Genomic DNA, 18,219 nt, shown 5'->3' with positions numbered 1-18,219 from the left:
TTAATTATTATGTGCAATATGCGTTCGCTATCTTCCAAGTAGCTTAATAGAAACGTCCCATAAGCGGTCTGCATAATCGGGATCGATTGCATAGCGTGCAACGCCATGATAGTCAGACGGACGCTTTTCAACGATTTCGGCTTCGTTGCAATTTTCAAAATAGTGGCCACCATTACCTTCCAGTATCGGGGATGTTGCAAGTAACACCGAAGTTGCTGCCCCTTGTTCAGGTGTTTTTTGGAGTTCTGCTGGTGTTTTAAGGCCGCCAGTATGTCTTTGCAGATTTGTCGCAATAGCACCCGGATTTAATGCATTGACAGTAATGCCATCTTTAGCCCAACGTTTGTGAGCTGCAACAGCAAAAAGGGCAACTGCTGATTTGGATTGTCCATAAGCATACAAGGGATCATAGAATCGAAAATCAAAATGAAGATCATCAAATATGACAGGTGATAATAAGTGACCACTGGAGCTAACGGCAACAATACGTGCATTGCCAGCTGAGGTCAGGGAACTATGAAGGCCGAGCGCTAATTCAAAATGCCCCATATAATTAGTTGCGAATTGCATTTCCCAGCCGTCCTCGGTAAATTGCAGATCCGGTATAGCCATTACCCCGGCATTATTGATTAAAATATCTAGCGGACCTTCCCATGTTTTCAGGAAATCAGCAATAGATTTGCGCTTACTAACATCCAGGTATCCCACATGCACATTGGGATTGCCAGAATCCCTAATTATGTCTTTCGCCACCGTTAAACCACTTGCCTCATTTCTAACAGCTAGCGTTATATCAGCTCCTGCGGACGCCAGGGCAACCGCTGTAGGTATACCGATTCCTGAAGCTCCTCCGGTAATGATCACCCGCTTCCCTTTAAGATTTATCCCTTTAACAACCTCAGAGGCTGTTGATTTTCGTCCAAAACCAGTTGTAATTAATTCCATATGTTATGATGATTATTTGAAGGCCGATCACTTATTGATTATCGAATAATTTCTGCCAGGACATGGATAATTCGTATTTAAAAATTCTTCGGCCTTGTGTATAAAACCATTAAGATGCCAAAGTCTAATAATTTGATTTACAGGTGAATGTGGTTTTTTAACGTAAGAGAATACCATTCGCATTTCGCTTATTCTATATCCATTTACGAAATAACAATAATCACATATATTTCCTTCGCTCGCGATTTCCGGTGAAAAGCGCAAATTCCATGTTACGACAACAAATTATCCCGATAGAGGATGGTTAGATAAGTCAAAGACTTAGATGAACGAGTTGATACTTTGATTTTTTTTTTACGTATCAGAAAATGTTCATAATAAATACTTCTATTAAACCCATTCTCCTTATCTGATTATGAATATTGAGGATTTTAATTGTAATCAATATCGCGTAATTATTGCTATTTCAACTTTATGGCCTAAATTATTGAAATGTCGCTGCGCTACTTTTAATATGAATGTTGTAATTATTTGATTATAAATTAATTACAAGCTGGCATTAATTTTCTTATCTACTCGAATGGAAATGATCTAAGATCCGTGAATCCTCCTTAACACCCCGGAATTTTGTGATCTATTCTGCCATTACACATTACATATCATGAAATTATGAAGCCTGCTCTGATGCTATTAGTTTTTTTTACCAGTTCATTATGGGTTTTTGGGCAAAGTGAAAATTCGGGTAACAATCCTTCCATAGATAGAATTCACAGCAGGTTACCATTTCGCAGCACGGTTGGCCATAAAGTTACCTATCATCTTTATATGACGGACACGGTCGTCAATTTTACCGGTGTGAAAAGAAAAGCAATGGTTATCAATGGCACCTTACCTGCGCCGGCCCTTGATTTCACCGAGGGAGATTCAGCACTGATTTATGTACACAATGACATGCGGTCAGAAACATCTGTACATTGGCATGGGCTGTTGTTACCTAACAGATATGATGGCGTTTCAGATCTGACAACTGCAAGAATTGAATCAGGTGCAACGCACCTTTATAAATTCAGGCTAAAGCAAAATGGAACGTATTTTTATCATGCACACACTACTACCCAGCAACAAAATGGCCTATATGGCGCATTTATTATACATAAACCTTCACCTGATAGCTTGCGGGAAATTAATCTGGTAATCAGTGACTGGACAAATGAAAACCCAAACCAGGTTTACCGGTCCCTGCGAAGTCAGACGGATTGGTATGCAATTAAAAAAGGTAGTGTACAGGATTATCTGGCCGCTATAAAGACAGGACACTTTGGAACCAAGTTTAAAAACGAGTGGAAGAGGATGCAGGCTATGGACGTCAGTGATGTTTACTATGACCGCTTTTTTAGCAATGGCACGGTGAAACAATACTTTCCGGATTTGCAACCCGGCGAAAAGGTTAGGTTACGAATTATTAACGGTAGTTCATCAACCTATTACTGGTTAAATTATGCAGGTGGTAAAATGACAGTCGTTGCAAATGACGGGCAGGATGTTGAACCTGTAGCTGTTGACCGGATGATCATAGCAGTAGCGGAAACATATGATGTAATAATCACTGTACCGGCGAAAGGTTCTTTTGAATTTAGGACAACACCTGAAGACCGGACCAGTTCAACTTCCCTCTTTCTGGGGACAGGAACACTCGTAAATGCAGTTCATCTCGAAAAATTGAATTATTTCAAGGGAATGGTTATGATGAATAACATGATGGGAATGGACGGCAGGACAAAGGGTAACTCTAAAATGAAGATGAGTAACCAGCGGATGGATATGAACCGGGTAATGTATCCAGAGGCTAATACGCAAAAAACGACCGCAACATCTATGGCTGATCATAAACGCTCTACAGGCCATATGGACATGGATCCTATGGTTATGAATGGTAACCAAAGCATGAAAATGGCGGAGGGGCCTGTTACACTCAATTACAATATGCTTCGCGCTACAGCAAAAACATCATTGCCACCCGGGCCAAAAAGAACTTTTGAATTCGAGTTAACCGGGAATATGGTAAGGTATTTATGGACGATCAATAATAAAACGTTATCTGAATCTGATAAAATATTAATTAAAAAAGGTGAAAATATCAGGTTGATATTAAAAAACAGGTCAATGATGCGCCACCCCATGCACCTGCACGGGCATTTTTTCAGATTACTCAACGGTAAAGGTGAAAATGCACCGTTAAAAAACACTCTTGATATTATGCCTATGGAAGTAGATACCATTGAATTTGCTGCATCTGAAAGTGGTGACTGGCTTTTCCATTGCCATATACTTTACCATAACATGAGCGGAATGGGCAGGATCTTCAGCTATGTAAATTCACCTTTAAATCAGGAATTGGGTGACACATCCAAAGCGCTGCGCAAAGTTTACGCTGATGACAGACAATTTGCAGCTACTGCAAGGGTAGAACTGGAAAGTAATGGCAGTGACGGAAGGGTTGGGTTGGTAAACGCACGTTGGGTACTTCAAAGTACCTGGCACCTGGGAACCAGCAGTTCAAAAGGTTATGAAAGCGAGACTACAATCGGTAGATATATCGACCGCATGCAATGGTTCTACAGTTACCTTGGGTTTGATTATCATAGAAAAACCGGTGAAGAGGATATCGGTAATAATCTGTTTGGGCAATCAAGCAATAAAAATAACCGAAAAACCATTATAGCCGGCCTTGTTTACACTTTGCCTTTACTTTTTCAGGCGGATGCAAGAATAGACGGTAATGCCAAGTTAAGGCTACAGCTAAGCCGCGAAGATATTCCACTTACTTCAAGGCTACGAATGAATGTTATGGGAAATTCAGATAAGGAATATTCTGCCGGTCTTAGATATGTGGTTACCAAATATTTTTCAATTTCGGGACATCACGACAGTGATATGGGCACCGGGGGCGGTATTACATTAACGTATTAGCACCTTAAAACAATTGTCATGAACATCATTAATAAAGTGGAAAATTGGGGTGATGTACACCATCCTAAGATCCTTGACCTGATCCGTGTTCTGCTCGGCGCTGCACTGATCAGTAAAGCCTGGATTATGTTGGAGAAATTTCCTTATATCAAAGATCTTTTGATAACAGAAACCCGTATGGAGGTAAGCGCTTCAGCGATAGCGCTGATCTTAAATTGCGCTATATATTCTTATTTCATCGGTGGAGCCCTTATACTTTTAGGTTTACAAACAAGGGCTGCTGCTTTGATCGGAATGCCGGTTACGGTCGCATCAATATTTTTTGTCAATATACTGGCTCCTTTTATGAATGCAGAAATTTCAATTGTTGCGCTGCAAATCGCCTTGTTATTTCAATTTGTCATTATTGGCTCCGGACCATTATCACTCGACAGGTTTACAGATAGCATGAAGTTTAGTGACAAGTATAACCCTTAAATGGAGTTGTGCCGTCTCAGACAAGTTTTACGATAGGCTGCTTTAAATAAAAATTAATTACCCCTGATCCATTTACGTTTTTTAATACTTTAAATATGAAATTCACTTATTACGGCCATGCATGTTTCTCAGTTGAAATTCTTGGCAAAAACATCTTGTTTGATCCTTTCATCAGCGGAAATCCACTGGCAAAACATATCAACATCAACGAAATTCCAGCGGATTATATATTTATTTCGCACGCTCATTATGACCACGTAGATGATCTTATAACTATTGCCCAACGCACTCAGGCCATGGTTGTTGCCAACATTGAAATAGTTGGCTGGTGCGATAAAAGCGGGCTTAAAAATATCCAGCCTTTAAATCCGGGCGGTCAATGGAAATTTGAATTTGGAACAGTACGATGTGTAACTGCCGTACATTCCAGCAGTTTTGTTACCGGAGAATATGGTGGTGTGGCCGGCGGATTTATTTTTATAACACCCGATAAAAACTTCTATTATAGCGGCGATACAGCTTTAACGCTGGATATGCAGCTAATCCCCAAATATGCCAAGCTTGATTTTGCAGTATTGCCTATCGGCGATGATGTGACCATGGGATATGACGATGCTGCCGAGGTCGCAGGAATAATTAAAGTGAACACAGTGATTGGGGTTCATTATGACACCTTTCCATTTATAAAAATCGACCATGAATCTGCAATTAAAGCTTTCCGATTGAATGATGTTGAACTAAGGTTATTGGAGATCGGTTCAGTTCATGATTTTTGATTGATGGAAGCATTTATGTTTTTGTCAAGATGGATAGGGCGGATATTCCAGCGTTCAATTCTGATCTTTTTCCATGATTTAATTCGAAATGCAACAAATTATGAAAGGTATAAATGCTAATTGGTTACAAACTATCGACGCATTAAAAGCTGTGCCGGTTGAGCAGCTGGAGTGGTTTATAGAAAATAGTCAGATTCGTGCGCTGGAAGCGGACGCATTGCTATTCAAACCAAACACACCGGTTGATGCAACCTATATAGTTTATTCCGGGAAAGTTAGTATGTACGTCCTGCAAAATAGCGAAGCGAGAGAATTTGCACTTGCGGGCCCGGGTGCTATAAATGGCTACCTGCCTTTTTCCCGCGGTAAAATTAATTTCGGCTATGGCCGGGCCATGGAAAATACGCTTTTACTTTCTTTTCCTATAGAAAAGATTAATGAAATGATCTGTACCCACCTTGAACTGACTGAGGCAATGGTTCACGTAATGACGAGCCGTGTCCGGGAATTTACGACCAGGCAGCAACAGGATGAAAAAATGATGGCATTGGGGAAATTATCTGCGGGATTGGCCCATGAATTAAATAATCCTGCAGCGGCAATGTTACGTAATGCCCGTACTATGGGCAAATATTTAACCGCAGCCCGCGACGACTTTCGGGATATAATGAACCTAAATATTGACCCGGAAGTAATAGATAAGGTAAGTGAATTTATGAATAAGCTAATGAGCGAGCGGTTAAATTTACCAATAAGCCTGAAAGCGCATACATTGCTGGAAGATGAATTAATTACATGGTTATCTGCACGACACATCAGATCTGCCGGGCCTCTTGCCGAAACATTGGCTGATTTTAGAATTTCCGGAAATGACCTTGCCGGGTTAACAATCGATTTGCCGGAAGTAAGCGTGGAAAAAATTCTCCATTGGGCTATGAATCACTTATTAACGGAAAGTAAGCTTTCTGATATTGTATATGCATCACAAAGAATCGTTGAATTGGTAGGATCAGTTAAGATCTATACCCACATGGATCAAAGCCAGGATAAGCAATACACGGATATCCGAGAAGGCATCCGGAATACGCTGACCATGCTTCGTCATAAAATTGTTCAAAACCAGATTTCAGTAAGTGAAGAATTTGAACCCGGATTACCACCGGTGAATGCAATGCCTGGTGAACTTAATCAGGTGTGGACCAACCTGATCGATAATTCGATTGATGCCTTAGCCGATATCAGGCCAGGTAATCTTAAGATCAGCAGCTATCAGGAAGCCGATCATGTGATCATATGTTTTTCTGATAACGGAAAGGGGATTTCACCAGACATAGTCAATGACATATTTGAACCGTTTTTCACTACTAAGGATATTAAAAATGGCTCCGGTTTGGGCCTGGATGTTGTCAAGCGGATTATCCGGCTGCATGGCGGCAGTATACACGTTGAATCCGTTCCCGGCAATACTTTATTCAAAGTAAGGATTCCAATAAATGGTTAGGACTTTTTTAAACTATTAAACATACGAATTCATGAGCTTACCTGTAATTTTTTGCATTGATGACGATCCGCACGTGTTAAGGGTCATCACACAAGACCTGAAGGAACACTATCGAGAGGATTATCGTATCATGGGTACAACCGTTATTCAGGAAGCATTAGACACCTTACTTGACCTGCGGAACAAAGGCGAATCTATTGCATTATTACTATCTGATCAGCAGATGCCGGAAATGGAAGGCGTTGTTTTTCTTGGCTATGCCCGTAAGTTCTTTCCGATGGCTAAAAGAGTACTGCTAACCGCATATGCTGATAAAGATGCTGCGATCAAAGCCATCAATACTGTACAATTAGATTATTACCTGATGAAGCCTTGGGATCCTCCGGAAGAAAAGCTATATCCACTACTAGACGGGCTATTGAATGACTGGCAAAGTACTTACCGGCCAACTTTTACCGGAATCAAAATAATAGGATACCAGTATTCTCAACAGAGCCATGAACTGAAGGATTTTCTCGCGGGTAATCTGGTGCCATATCAATGGGTAGATATTCATACAACGGAGCATGCGGAGGAGATGCTGAGTTTAAATGGCTTGACCGTAAAAGATCTTCCCGTCGTAATTTTCAGTGATGGCGTTATTTTAAGCAAACCAGGTATTCAGGATGTAGCAGCGAAGATCGGATTAAGACCGGAATTAAAAAACGAGGTGTAAGATGTAGTAATTATTGGGGCAGGCCCGGCAGGGCTCGCAGCAGGCGTTTATGGGGCATCTGAAGGTTTAAAAACTTTGTTGATCGAGCGGCATTCGCCGGGAGGGCAGGCCGGTACAAGCAGCAGAATCGAAAATTACCTTGGTTTTCCTGCAGGAATAAGCGGGGCAGAATTAACCGCTCGCGCGCTGACACAGGCGAGACGGTTAGGTATAGAATTCCTTTCTCCTGCATCAGTAGAATCGATAGAGGAACTTGACGGATATAAAATTATGAAGCTTGACAACGGCAAGTTAATTTCAACCCGCAGCGTGATATTGACCACAGGCGTCGCCTACAGAGAACTTGATACGCGCGGCATTGCAAAATTCGCAGGTAAGGGTATTTACTACGGTTCGGCAATGACAGAAGCTACTGCCTGTAAAGACAAGGAGGTTTACCTGGTGGGTGGTGGCAATTCTGCCGGCCAATCCGCAATATATCTTTCTAAATTTGCAAAAAACGTGTATGTCCTCATAAGAAAAGACAGCCTTGCCACAACGATGTCTGCGTACCTGGTCAACCAGCTCTTGGAGACCCCAAACATTCATATTATGGGTAAAACTGAAATTGTGGAAGCAAAAGGCAGCGACAGGCTTACGGAATTAAAACTTACAGCTATGGGTACCGGCCAGATGTTTACCCGGCCTGCAGATGCCTTATATATCTTTATTGGAGCCAAGCCGTTTACGGAGTGGTTAACACTCCATATCATAAAAGACAGGAAAGGATTTATTGAAACCGGATTGTCTTTGAAGACATACGACGTATTTAAAAATAACTGGAAGCTCCGTCGTGATCCATTCTTACTGGAAACCAGCTGTCCGGGAATTTTTGCTGCGGGTGATGTCCGTTCGGGGTCTATGTGCCGCGTGGCCTCAGCAGTAGGCGAGGGGTCAATGGCAATCAGTTTTGTTCACCGATATTTAAATGAAGTGAAATAGCATTGGTATTTCTTTGCCGACTATAGTCTTTACCGTCTGGGCAACAAAATATTCGATTAATTAAGTTGATATATATATTGGGCGGCAGATCTCAACGGGCTGTAGACAAGCTGTGACTTATATATTGCTAATAATAATTTTCAATACTCTTCGATACCGTTTCTATCCGTCAAGAAGCCTCGATCCTACTAATGATAGGTATTGATAGCATAGTTCAGGGCCGGGTACTTAGAAAGATAATGCATGCCATTGGTTTATAAAATGCGTTTGTATTTCATTCCACAACATTTCAGGGCTGTGACAATGATTTTATAACATTCCTTATATAGCCACGATTTTTTTATAATAACACGACAATCAGAAGGCGCAACAGTAGGATAACTGCTAAAAATGTGATCGCTGTTTTAAATGAACAAACCATTATTTAATAGGATTTACCGGAGTGTAATACGATCCGGTGATGATTTGATGAATAGTTTTAATGAAAATATATACGATGACCATTGTTGTCACGGCCAACAATGATACGGCCAGCAATTGGTGGAACCAATCAGGATGGTGTTGAGCAAAAATCAGAGAGGTGACCGTTACAGCGCTCATCGGAAAACTTACAGACCACCAGGTTACCCTAAAGGGACAGGCAACAGAAATGTGGGCAATTTTGCTCGCCAGTAAGATCAACAGAAATATGTTGAAATAAAATAGCACTACAGCAAATAGGTCAACCCGTCCGGTCAAACCATAGTAAACCATAAAAGCAAGTGCAAGAGGGCCGGTTAAAATCAATAAAGTTGGTTGTACGGTTTCCGGCAATGGACTTTGGAAGAATAAGCGGCCTAAAATAATCCCTAATAAAAGAAATGAAAAAATGATACCGATACCGAAGGCAACTTCAGAGATCTGGTGAATTCCATTTATCGGCAATTTAAGGCCAACTACCGGGATATCCAATGTACCAACAATCGGCAGTACCCAGGCGGGAACCGCATTCTGGGGTTCCTGCTGATGATCGATCCATCTGCGTAATACGTACCATGCGAAAATAAACATAAGCACTGCTCCGAAACACCAAATAATAGCAGCGATTTTAGGGAATTCGTTCATAATCACGCCGGGGATCAATAGGAGGCATACGATGAAAGTCGCGAAAAAGCAAACCGACACCGGATGCTTAAGCTCCTCCAGGATGATTTCGGGATATTTCATGACCTTGATAATGTAAGCTGAGAATAGGGACACAAATGACAGTATAGCTAAAATACCGATGACGTCAGGTATAAAATGATTCATGAGCCAAAGGTCTACCGCGATCCTCCACGAAAAACAAAGGCCGCTTAACCCCATGACACCTCCAAACAAGCTAACAGGCAAAAATTTAAAAAATTGTATCTGTGCCGTATTCATAAGTAAATATTATATTTTGAAGGAACAGTTAAAAGGACAGCCACAAAAGGCTGCCCCTTAAAAATTTATTAATTTATAACCGTCTTTCGTGAGGTTTGATCCGGATCTCGTTAATGCTGGCAAACCTTTTAATCATAAGGCCGTACTCGTCAAATTCCCAGTTCTCATTACCATAAGCCCGAAACCAATCACCTTTCAAATTGCGGTATTCATATTCAAAGCGAACAGCTATGCGGTTATCCGTAAAGGCCCACAGTTCTTTCTTCAACTTATAATCCAATTCCTTTTGCCATTTCTTGGCAAGGAATTTAACCACCGCCTTACGTCCGATTAAGAATATATCCCGGTTACGCCATTCGGTATTCTTCGAATAATTGCGCGCGATCCTTTTGGGATCCCGGCTGTTCCATGCATCCTCACCACCTTGCACTTTCTGCAAGGCAGTTTCGAGGGTGAAAGGCTGCAAAGGTTCCTTATTTTTCATCGTCGTTTTATGAGGTTATTTACTTGATGTTATTTTTGTCCAGGAAACGATCAATATTCTTGGCCATTTCAAAACCATATTCCTCCAGCGCAAAGTGTCCTGTAGGCAACAGGTGTACCTCAATATTTTTCAGGTCTCTTTTATAAGGCGTTGCACCGGATGCAGGGAAGATCACATCATTTTTTCCCCACATGACAATGGTAGGTGGTTGATACTTCCTGAAATAAGCCTGCCATGAAGGGTAAAGCGGCGGGTTACTTCCATAGGAATAGAATAGCGCCAATTGAATGTCTACATTTCCGGGGCGGTCCATTCCAGCCTGATCTATGATCCAGTTATCAGGGCTAATTTTTGTCGTATCTCCCACACCGTTCATGTACTGCCATTTCGTGGCCGTAATATTCAGGATCTTCTTCATCCCATTGATATTGTCTTCATTTTTCGGGTCCTTCCAGAGTGCGCGAAATGGTTTCCAAAAATCTTCCAACCCTTCTTCATAGGCATTGCCGTTTTGTATAATAAGAGCCTGCACTTTTTCGGGATGCATCACTGCAAGGCGGAAACCTACCGGTGCACCGTAATCCATTACATATAGGCTGTATTTATTTAGTCCTTTAGCGATGGCGAACTGATCAACTATTTTTGCCAGGTGATCAAAGGTATATTCAAACTCATTGATAGTAGGCATTGAACTTGCACCATAACCCGGATAGTCCGGAGCAACCAAATGATATTTATCCTGTAACGCCAGCATTAGATTTCGGAACATATGGGAAGATGTTGGGAATCCGTGTAAGAGCAGCAAGGTTGGTTTGTCCGGTGAGCCCGCTTCTCTATAGAAGATATTCAAGCCTTCAATTTTTACGGATCCATACCTGACACCCGTGATATTTGGTATCTGGGCATTTACTAATTGAGCTGACAGTAGAAAAGCCAGCAGCAGCATAAATTTACTTTTCATGATTTTCTTTTTTTGTAATTGTGAACTGTTTTAAAATATGATTGCGATTCAACCTAAATGGACTGTACCATGTCTACAGGCCATATTGCTGAATGAACGTTTATAGAGAATTTTGATGCCAATATTTAAAGTGTTGATAAACAGATATTTGAAAACAATTTGTCAAATATTGAAAAGCGGTATTTCGAGAATATTTACCTAAATCTTGAAATAGCAACAATAGGCGTAAGGGTTACTGACTAGTAAGTATGTTTACCGTACATATTCCCTTCATTTACATGTAAATCTTAGATATTAAACTATAAAATGTTCTGGACAACAGAATTGCAGGGGACGTAAAACTACTTTGCCGGGTGATTTTATCGTCATGATATTTAAACAAAAGTTTCATGAATACCGACATATCGTCAGCCCATTTTCTCATAATTCTTGTTAACTAATTTGAAATGAATATTTTATGATTTGGTATTGCATTTGGGTTTACATGAGTTCATGAATCAAATCTTTACAAATCTTAATTTAATTAACATGAAAACATTTCAAGCGACCAAAGGGTCGAAACATCTAATCTTGGTGGCGGTGTTATTCTGCTGCACATTAATTTCAAGCACGGTCCGTGCACAGGGGACAGCTGTCAAAAATGTTGTAATTGTCCACGGAGCCCTCGCAGATGGTTCTGGTTGGCAGGGTGTATTTAAAGCGCTTACCAGCCAGGGATATAATGTAACCGTCGTTCAAAACCCCTGCACATCCTTACAAGCGGATGTTGATGCAGCAAATTTTGCCATAGATAAAATGGACGGACCGGTCGTACTGGTTGGGCATTCCTGGGGAGGGACAGTAATTACCCAGGCAGGTGTTAACCCAAAAGTTGCAGCATTGGTATATGTAAATGCTTTTCAGCCTGACGTCAATGAAAACACAGTTAAATGGGCAGGCAGCCTGCCACCTAAGCCGGAAAATGGCTTGCTGCCCCCTGACGCAAAAGGGAATGTTTATTATGATAAGGCGAAGTTTCACGCCGGTTTCTGCGCGGATGTATCTAAAGAATTAGCGGATTTTATGTTTGCTTCACAAGGTTTTATACCCGGTGCAGCATTTGGTACGCCGGTAACAGAAGCGGCCTGGAAAACTAAACCAACCTTTGGTATATCTTCAGCAGATGATAAAAGTATCAACCCGGATATTACCATGAATATGTATAAACGTTCAAATACAATAATTACCAGGATGAAAGGAAGCCACGTTGTATTTATTACACATCCGGCAGAAGTATCAGCAGTGATTGTGGCTGCCGCAAAAAAGGGTAGTGGTCAGTAATAGCTCCAGGATTCCAAACCTGTTAATTAAATGGGTTTTAGAAATAATGATGACAAAATTGAATAATTACTTAATTGAATGAAATCATGGAAGTACAAAATACCAAATTGAAACCAGGCACCAGGCTTCAAAATAAAATTGCTTTGATTACTGGCGCAAATAGCGGGATTGGATTAGCGGCTGCTAAACGATTTGCATCAGAAGGCGCTTATGTTTATATAACCGGCAGACGGCAACCGCAATTGGATGAAGCTGTTGCAGCCATAGGGCAAAATGTGACGGGGATCCGTGGGGATGTAACTAATATGGCAGAGCTTGATCACATTTTTTCTGTCATTGCTTCAGGGCATGGACGTTTGGATATTGTTTTTGCAAATGCTGGGTTAGGGGCATTTGAAGAACTTGGCAAAATTACAGAAGCCGAATTTGATCGAACATTCGATGTCAATGTCAAAGGCACTTTATTTACGGTACAGAAAGCTTTACCGTTTTTATCATCCGGAGCATCCATAATACTTACCGGATCTACTTCAGGCATTAAAGGTATAGCAGCTTTAAGTGTATATTGCGCTACAAAGGCCGCAATACGCAATTTTGCCAGAAGCTGGTCGCTGGATCTGAAAGGTTCAGGGATCCGGGTAAACGTATTATCGCCTGGTGCGACAAGCACTCCTGGTTGGCACGATCTTATGCATTCGACCGGCTTTCACGATGAAGGCCTAAAATCCTTAAGCGACCAGACACCGCTCGGCCGGATTGGCGATCCAAGTGAAATTGCAGCGGTAGCTCTTTTCCTCGCCAGTGATGAAAGCAGTTTCATGACAGGCAGTGAGGTATTCGTTGACGGAGGTTTAGCCCAAGTTTAGCCTATCCATATAAATAGTATGATGTCCCTTAGGTATTGAAATAATACTTAAGGGATTTTGCATTTCGATAAAAATTTATGGTCATTTTCTTCATAAATAACAATCATTTTACCGGAATCCGAAAATAGAAAGTAGAACCGTGATTTTCTTTACTGATGAACCAAATTTTTCCCTGATGCTCATTAATGATATGCTTGCAGAGGTAGAGGCCGATACCATAGCCTGGTATTTGCTGATCCAGTTCATGATTTACCCTGTAGTATTTATCAAATATTTTTTGATGATAACATTCGGATATTCCAATCCCATTATCTTTAACAGATATCTGCATATGATCTTCATTTATTTTACAAGATACAATGACGATATCCGGATCCGGTGAATATTTAATCGCATTCGTAACAAGGTTACGCACGACCTGACCGATTCGTTCTTTATCGGCATTTATAATTGAATGAGTTGCATTTCTTAAAAGTAACTGGTGTTTGGGATGTTTAATGCGCAGATCATTCATAATTTCAGTTAGGAGATCATAAATATTAAATTCAGCCTTAAAAATATTTAATTGACCGGTTTGCATTGTATTGCCTTTTAAAAAATAGTCAAGCAAACTATTGGCTTTATCGACCATTGAATCAGCATTGCTGAGGTATTTATTTAGGCCTGTAATATTTTCATTCAGGATAACCGTTTGGCAGAGCTGTACATAAAGTTTGATTGAGGTTAGCGGCGATTTCATTTCATGGTTGATAATTGCCAACAGATCCTGCCGGTTTGCTTCCAAATTCACATTTACAGTAACATCGGCAATTGTCCCAAATAATTTTTTACCGTTTTCCCTGGGGTCAGAAGGTCTTATACCTGTAATTCTGAACCATTTCCGGTCATTTTGCAGATCGTATGAATTAACCGGAAATAAGATATCAAAAAGAACACCCCGGTCTCTTGCTAATTTAACGGCATGTAATAAAGCCGGAACCTGATTATCCGGAATCAGACCAATCAACTTTCCTAATAGTTTATTTTTTACATCAGCGATACCGATAACCAATTTACAACGCTGGCAAATTTTTAATATTTTAGATTCGAAGTCGAAACTCCACATGCCTAATCCGGCTGATTCTAATGCATAATCAGCGGTCAGAGCCAGATCCAAAACGTGACCTGCATTTTTACCTCTTTTATTACTTTGGGCACCCCTAACGGATCCTATCTCAATCACGCTGATTTGGGAAATCCCCGGAGTCAGCATTTTATGTTTTATGATGGTCATCTGCGTAACTTGTAGCAAAAATTATTGGGCAAGCCCAGTTAGAAGGAAGTAGCACTCTCCATGGCAGGAGAGTATGTAGCGCGATTTGCATGGCTGTTCATAGCTGCTCTTTTGACCAATTCCTGTTGAGACGATTTGACATTCTCAGAATTTCCCTTCCACATATCCAATGCAGGTTGCTGTAATGCACGCGAGTATGAAAATGTTAGTTTCCAGGGCATAGAGTGTTTGAAACGTTTGTGCATCATATGAAGCCTTGATGTTGCTTGTAAAGGTGACTGGCCACCTGAAAGGAAAGCTATCCCGGGAACAGAGGAAGGGACACTTTCTAAAAGGCACAGAATAGTAGAGTCTGCTATAATTACATCATTTACCTGATCAGGTGATGATAAGCCGGGAATAACCATATTCGGTTTTAAAATGATCGTATTAAGGTTAACACGCAGTTTATAAAGTTCCTCAAAAAGAATATTCAGGGTACGTCTTGTCGCTTTTTCACTTATTAAAATGTTATGATCACCTGTCATTAATACTTCCGGTTCAACGATAGGCACGAGGCCTGCTTCCTGGCAAAGTGAAGCATAACGTGCTAACAAATGGCAATTTGCATAAATTGATGCCGATGAAGGGAGGTTACCATTTATGGTAATTACCCCCCGCCATTTCGCGAACCTGGCGCCTGACTGAAAATAGATTGCCAATTTTTCCCTTAGTCCGTCGATACCCTCCGTTACCATTTCACCGGGGAAACCTGCCAGCTTAACTGTTCCAAGGTCAACTTTAATACCCGGCAGAATACCTTTTGATTTTAGGATTTCTATAAATGGAATACCTTCTTTAGTTTGCTGATTAAAAGTTTCATCATACAGGATAGCTCCACTGATATAATTTTCCAATTGAGGAGCTGTCACGATTAATTCCCGGTAACTACGGCGCATTTCCAGAGATGGTTCAATACCCACCGCTTCAAATCGTTTATTGCAGGATGCGGTACTCTCATCCATTGCCAAAATTCCTTTAGTTCCTGAAAGTAAATGGGTGATTGTGTTTTGTAAGACTTTGGTATCCATTTTTGTTAAATTTTATTCCAATGGGTTGAATGTTATGCCATACCTTATGTAAATAATATGCCATTACGTAAGTTGTTGAAATAAAGATCAATACGATTTTTTGCTTTTATTTATAGCGGCGATATTTCAAGAAAAATCAATTTTTAATTGAAATAACGTAAAGCGTTATAGTTATTTCTGCAAGGTGCAATTCTGATATATAATCCAAAACTTTACCATTACCGAAAAGCCATTTCCAAATCATTGCTATATCATTTTCGTTCGCCTAATTAGCGATATTCCGCAAGCTCCTTCCGGTGTAATGTTTAATAACCTTCTGATAATCAATATTATAAATTGTGGCATTAAATTTTCGTTGGGCATAACATCTGTTTTAAAACTTGAATTTTGCCTTCAATAAAAAGGCCTTTTATTAATCAAACCAAATAAAGACAACATGAAAAAGATTAAAGTTCCCACCCGGGATGAAGTAAATCCGGACGCACAATTATTATTTGACCAGGTAACCAAACATCTTGGCAAGCTTCCCAATTTATACGCCACCATGGGGTATTCATCAGGCACATTAAAAGGTTACCTGCAATTTGAAGCAGCTATGAGCGGCGGTGTTTTTACAGTTAAAGAAAAGGAGGCAATTAATCTGGTGGTATCGGAAATTAATAATTGCGATTACTGCCTTGCCGCTCATACCATGATCGCTAAGAGTAAAGGCTACACAGAGGAAGATACTATAGGCATCCGGAAAGGATTTACGACTGATCACAAATTAGATACCGTTGTTAAACTGGCCAAAAGTATTACGGATAACCGAGGAGAAGCTGATCCCGAACTGCTTGATGCCTTTTTTGAAGCCGGCTATAAAGAAGATGCTTTGATCGAATTGATCGGGCTTATCACAGCTAAGATCTTTACCAATTATGTATTCGCGGTAACCGGCGTGCCTCTTGACTTTCCAGAAGCATCAAAACTGGATTCAGTTTCTTAACAAAAACTACCCCTGAATATAAACCATTATAAACTTTGGGAATCACCATTTTATAATTAATACAATGAATATCACAAATAATAATGCTTATTCAACGATTACCTGTGATGAAGATAAGCTAACATTAGGAAATCAATTCGTTCTAGCCTTCAAAGATCGCGACTGGGACTTATTGAGGTCAATTATTACTGATGATTGTACCTGGGTGTTACCGGGCAAAGGAGAGCTGGCAGGTAGTTCAGACGGCGCTGAACGAGTTATAGAAAAGGCGAAGCATTTTGTTAAAAATCTCGATTTGGGCTCCGGCCATATCCATGTTTGCTTGAATTGCGTGGCTATGGCTATACAAAACCAGGCTGTCAGTGGAGTGCCGGATAGTATTGAGCATATAGCTACGGTAAACACAATGCGTGACGGTAAGATTTCGTGTATAAATTCTTTTTTTTCGGACGTATCCGGTATGCGAAACTATTTTACGGCATTGGCCTAAAAGTTAAAATTCAATAATCTCATTTAAAACTAAAATCATGATTTCAGATCAACACAACATTAGCCGGCGGAACTTTTTAAGTTCAGCCGGCCTATTAACCGCAGGAGCGTTGATAGCGCCAAAAATTTTATTTGCCCAGGCAAAAGCCTTGGGACCGGTAGAAATAATTATCAAAGCAGCGGCTACCTCGAAAATAAATGTGACTAAGCTCAGAGGAAACATTTTTATGCTGGATGGGTCTGGCGGAAATATCGCTGTATTAAACGGCCCTGAAGGTAAATTACTGGTAGATGCCGGCATCGGCGTTTCAAAACCTCATGTTTTTTCAGCATTAAATTCTATCAGCAAGAATCCAATTAAAGTATTGATCAACAGCCATTGGCATTTTGACCATACCAGCGGGAATGAGTGGATTCATGAAGCGGGCGCTACCATTATCGGGCAGGATATTACCCGCGAGCATTTAACAAAAAGTATCCACCAGGAGGATTGGAATTATACTTTCAAACCTCTTCCTAAACAGGCGTTACCTACTGTTTTGTTTAAAACGGAACACGAACATCAATTTAATGGCGAAAAGATTCATATCCAAACATATCAACCGGCGCATACAGATTGTGATTCTTCGATATACTTCCCTAACGCGGATATTCTGCATGTGGCCGATACATTCTGGAATTCGTATTACCCTATGATAGATTATTCAACAGGTGGTAGCATTGATGGAATGATCACCGCTGCTGCGCGAAACGTCGCCAGGACAACGAATAAAACCATCATCATACCGGGACATGGTGCGGTTGGAAACCGGGCACAATTGATTGACTTTCATGAAATGCTGGTAACTATTCGTCAGAGGGTCGCCAAACTTAAGAATCAGGGAAGAAGCTTAAAAGAAGTTATAGCGGCTAAGCCAACAGCATCCTACGATAAAAAATGGGGCGGTTTTGTAATCAAAGGTGACTTCTTTACTATGCTGGTGTACAAGGGTGTGTAAATCA

17 protein-coding genes are annotated in these 18,219 nt (G+C 40.6%); 11 read left to right on the top strand and 6 right to left on the bottom strand.

Features of this window, described 5'->3' with window-relative positions; translation table 11 throughout:
* Positions 1–27: 27 nt before the first annotated feature.
* Positions 28–945, bottom strand: coding sequence for an SDR family NAD(P)-dependent oxidoreductase (locus NPE20_RS03660; RefSeq protein ID WP_256537244.1), 918 nt, complete (start codon positions 943–945; stop codon positions 28–30).
* A 684-nt stretch (positions 946–1,629) separates the two neighbouring features.
* Here NPE20_RS03660 and NPE20_RS03655 point away from each other — a divergent pair.
* The 6 genes from NPE20_RS03655 (at position 1,630) to NPE20_RS03630 (ending at position 8,365) form a co-directional block, all read left to right on the top strand.
* Positions 1,630–3,915, top strand: a complete 2,286-nt coding sequence (locus NPE20_RS03655; protein WP_256537243.1) for a multicopper oxidase family protein — start codon at positions 1,630–1,632, stop codon at positions 3,913–3,915.
* 18 nt (positions 3,916–3,933) lie between these two features.
* On the top strand, positions 3,934–4,392 hold the full coding sequence (locus NPE20_RS03650; RefSeq protein WP_256537242.1) for a DoxX family protein: 459 nt from the start codon (positions 3,934–3,936) through the stop codon (positions 4,390–4,392).
* A 95-nt stretch (positions 4,393–4,487) separates the two neighbouring features.
* Complete coding sequence (locus NPE20_RS03645) at positions 4,488–5,168, top strand: metal-dependent hydrolase (protein ID WP_256537241.1); 681 nt, start codon at positions 4,488–4,490, stop codon at positions 5,166–5,168.
* A gap of 100 nt (positions 5,169–5,268) precedes the next feature.
* Positions 5,269–6,669 carry an ATP-binding protein gene (locus NPE20_RS03640; RefSeq protein ID WP_256537240.1) on the top strand — a complete coding sequence of 467 codons (1,401 nt, stop codon included), beginning with the start codon at positions 5,269–5,271 and terminating at the stop codon, positions 6,667–6,669.
* 31 nt (positions 6,670–6,700) lie between these two features.
* A complete protein-coding gene (locus tag NPE20_RS03635) occupies positions 6,701–7,384 on the top strand; it encodes a response regulator (RefSeq protein ID WP_256537239.1) in 684 nt (227 codons plus the stop codon).
* A gap of 9 nt (positions 7,385–7,393) precedes the next feature.
* Positions 7,394–8,365, top strand: a complete 972-nt coding sequence (locus NPE20_RS03630) for an NAD(P)/FAD-dependent oxidoreductase (protein WP_354003235.1) — start codon at positions 7,394–7,396, stop codon at positions 8,363–8,365.
* Between the two features lie 420 nt (positions 8,366–8,785).
* Here the strand turns inward: NPE20_RS03630 and NPE20_RS03625 are convergent, their stop codons facing one another.
* The 3 genes from NPE20_RS03625 to NPE20_RS03615 form a co-directional block, all read right to left on the bottom strand.
* The gene (locus NPE20_RS03625; protein ID WP_256537238.1) at positions 8,786–9,769 is read right to left on the bottom strand and encodes an SLAC1 anion channel family protein; all 984 of its coding nucleotides are present in this window, start codon (positions 9,767–9,769) and stop codon (positions 8,786–8,788) included.
* A 73-nt stretch (positions 9,770–9,842) separates the two neighbouring features.
* Complete coding sequence (locus tag NPE20_RS03620; RefSeq protein WP_256537237.1) at positions 9,843–10,253, bottom strand: nuclear transport factor 2 family protein; 411 nt, start codon at positions 10,251–10,253, stop codon at positions 9,843–9,845.
* A gap of 19 nt (positions 10,254–10,272) precedes the next feature.
* Positions 10,273–11,214, bottom strand: a complete 942-nt coding sequence (locus NPE20_RS03615; protein WP_256537236.1) for an alpha/beta fold hydrolase — start codon at positions 11,212–11,214, stop codon at positions 10,273–10,275.
* A 528-nt stretch (positions 11,215–11,742) separates the two neighbouring features.
* Here NPE20_RS03615 and NPE20_RS03610 point away from each other — a divergent pair.
* Together NPE20_RS03610 and NPE20_RS03605 are read left to right on the top strand one after the other, a co-directional pair.
* On the top strand, positions 11,743–12,534 hold the full coding sequence (locus NPE20_RS03610; protein ID WP_256537235.1) for an alpha/beta fold hydrolase: 792 nt from the start codon (positions 11,743–11,745) through the stop codon (positions 12,532–12,534).
* 86 nt (positions 12,535–12,620) lie between these two features.
* The gene (locus NPE20_RS03605) at positions 12,621–13,400 is read left to right on the top strand and encodes an SDR family NAD(P)-dependent oxidoreductase (RefSeq protein ID WP_256537234.1); all 780 of its coding nucleotides are present in this window, start codon (positions 12,621–12,623) and stop codon (positions 13,398–13,400) included.
* 103 nt (positions 13,401–13,503) lie between these two features.
* Here the strand turns inward: NPE20_RS03605 and NPE20_RS03600 are convergent, their stop codons facing one another.
* Positions 13,504–14,673 carry a sensor histidine kinase gene (locus NPE20_RS03600; protein ID WP_256537233.1) on the bottom strand — a complete coding sequence of 390 codons (1,170 nt, stop codon included), beginning with the start codon at positions 14,671–14,673 and terminating at the stop codon, positions 13,504–13,506.
* Between the two features lie 38 nt (positions 14,674–14,711).
* Positions 14,712–15,743, bottom strand: a complete 1,032-nt coding sequence (locus NPE20_RS03595) for a class I fructose-bisphosphate aldolase (protein WP_256537232.1) — start codon at positions 15,741–15,743, stop codon at positions 14,712–14,714.
* Between the two features lie 436 nt (positions 15,744–16,179).
* Between NPE20_RS03595 and NPE20_RS03590 the strand changes: the two genes are divergently transcribed.
* The 3 genes from NPE20_RS03590 to NPE20_RS03580 all read left to right on the top strand — a co-directional run bounded on the left by NPE20_RS03590 (position 16,180) and on the right by NPE20_RS03580 (position 18,215).
* A complete protein-coding gene (locus NPE20_RS03590; protein ID WP_256537231.1) occupies positions 16,180–16,728 on the top strand; it encodes a carboxymuconolactone decarboxylase family protein in 549 nt (182 codons plus the stop codon).
* A gap of 64 nt (positions 16,729–16,792) precedes the next feature.
* Positions 16,793–17,218: a nuclear transport factor 2-like protein gene (locus NPE20_RS03585; RefSeq protein ID WP_256537230.1), complete on the top strand. Its 426-nt coding sequence runs from the start codon at positions 16,793–16,795 to the stop codon at positions 17,216–17,218.
* Between the two features lie 37 nt (positions 17,219–17,255).
* Positions 17,256–18,215: an MBL fold metallo-hydrolase gene (locus NPE20_RS03580; protein ID WP_256537229.1), complete on the top strand. Its 960-nt coding sequence runs from the start codon at positions 17,256–17,258 to the stop codon at positions 18,213–18,215.
* Positions 18,216–18,219 lie beyond the last annotated feature (4 nt).

The sequence above is a fragment of the Mucilaginibacter aquariorum genome (genome assembly GCF_024498135.1).
Lineage (GTDB): Bacteria > Bacteroidota > Bacteroidia > Sphingobacteriales > Sphingobacteriaceae > Mucilaginibacter > Mucilaginibacter aquariorum.
This window is presented reverse-complemented; position numbering and strand designations above follow the sequence as displayed.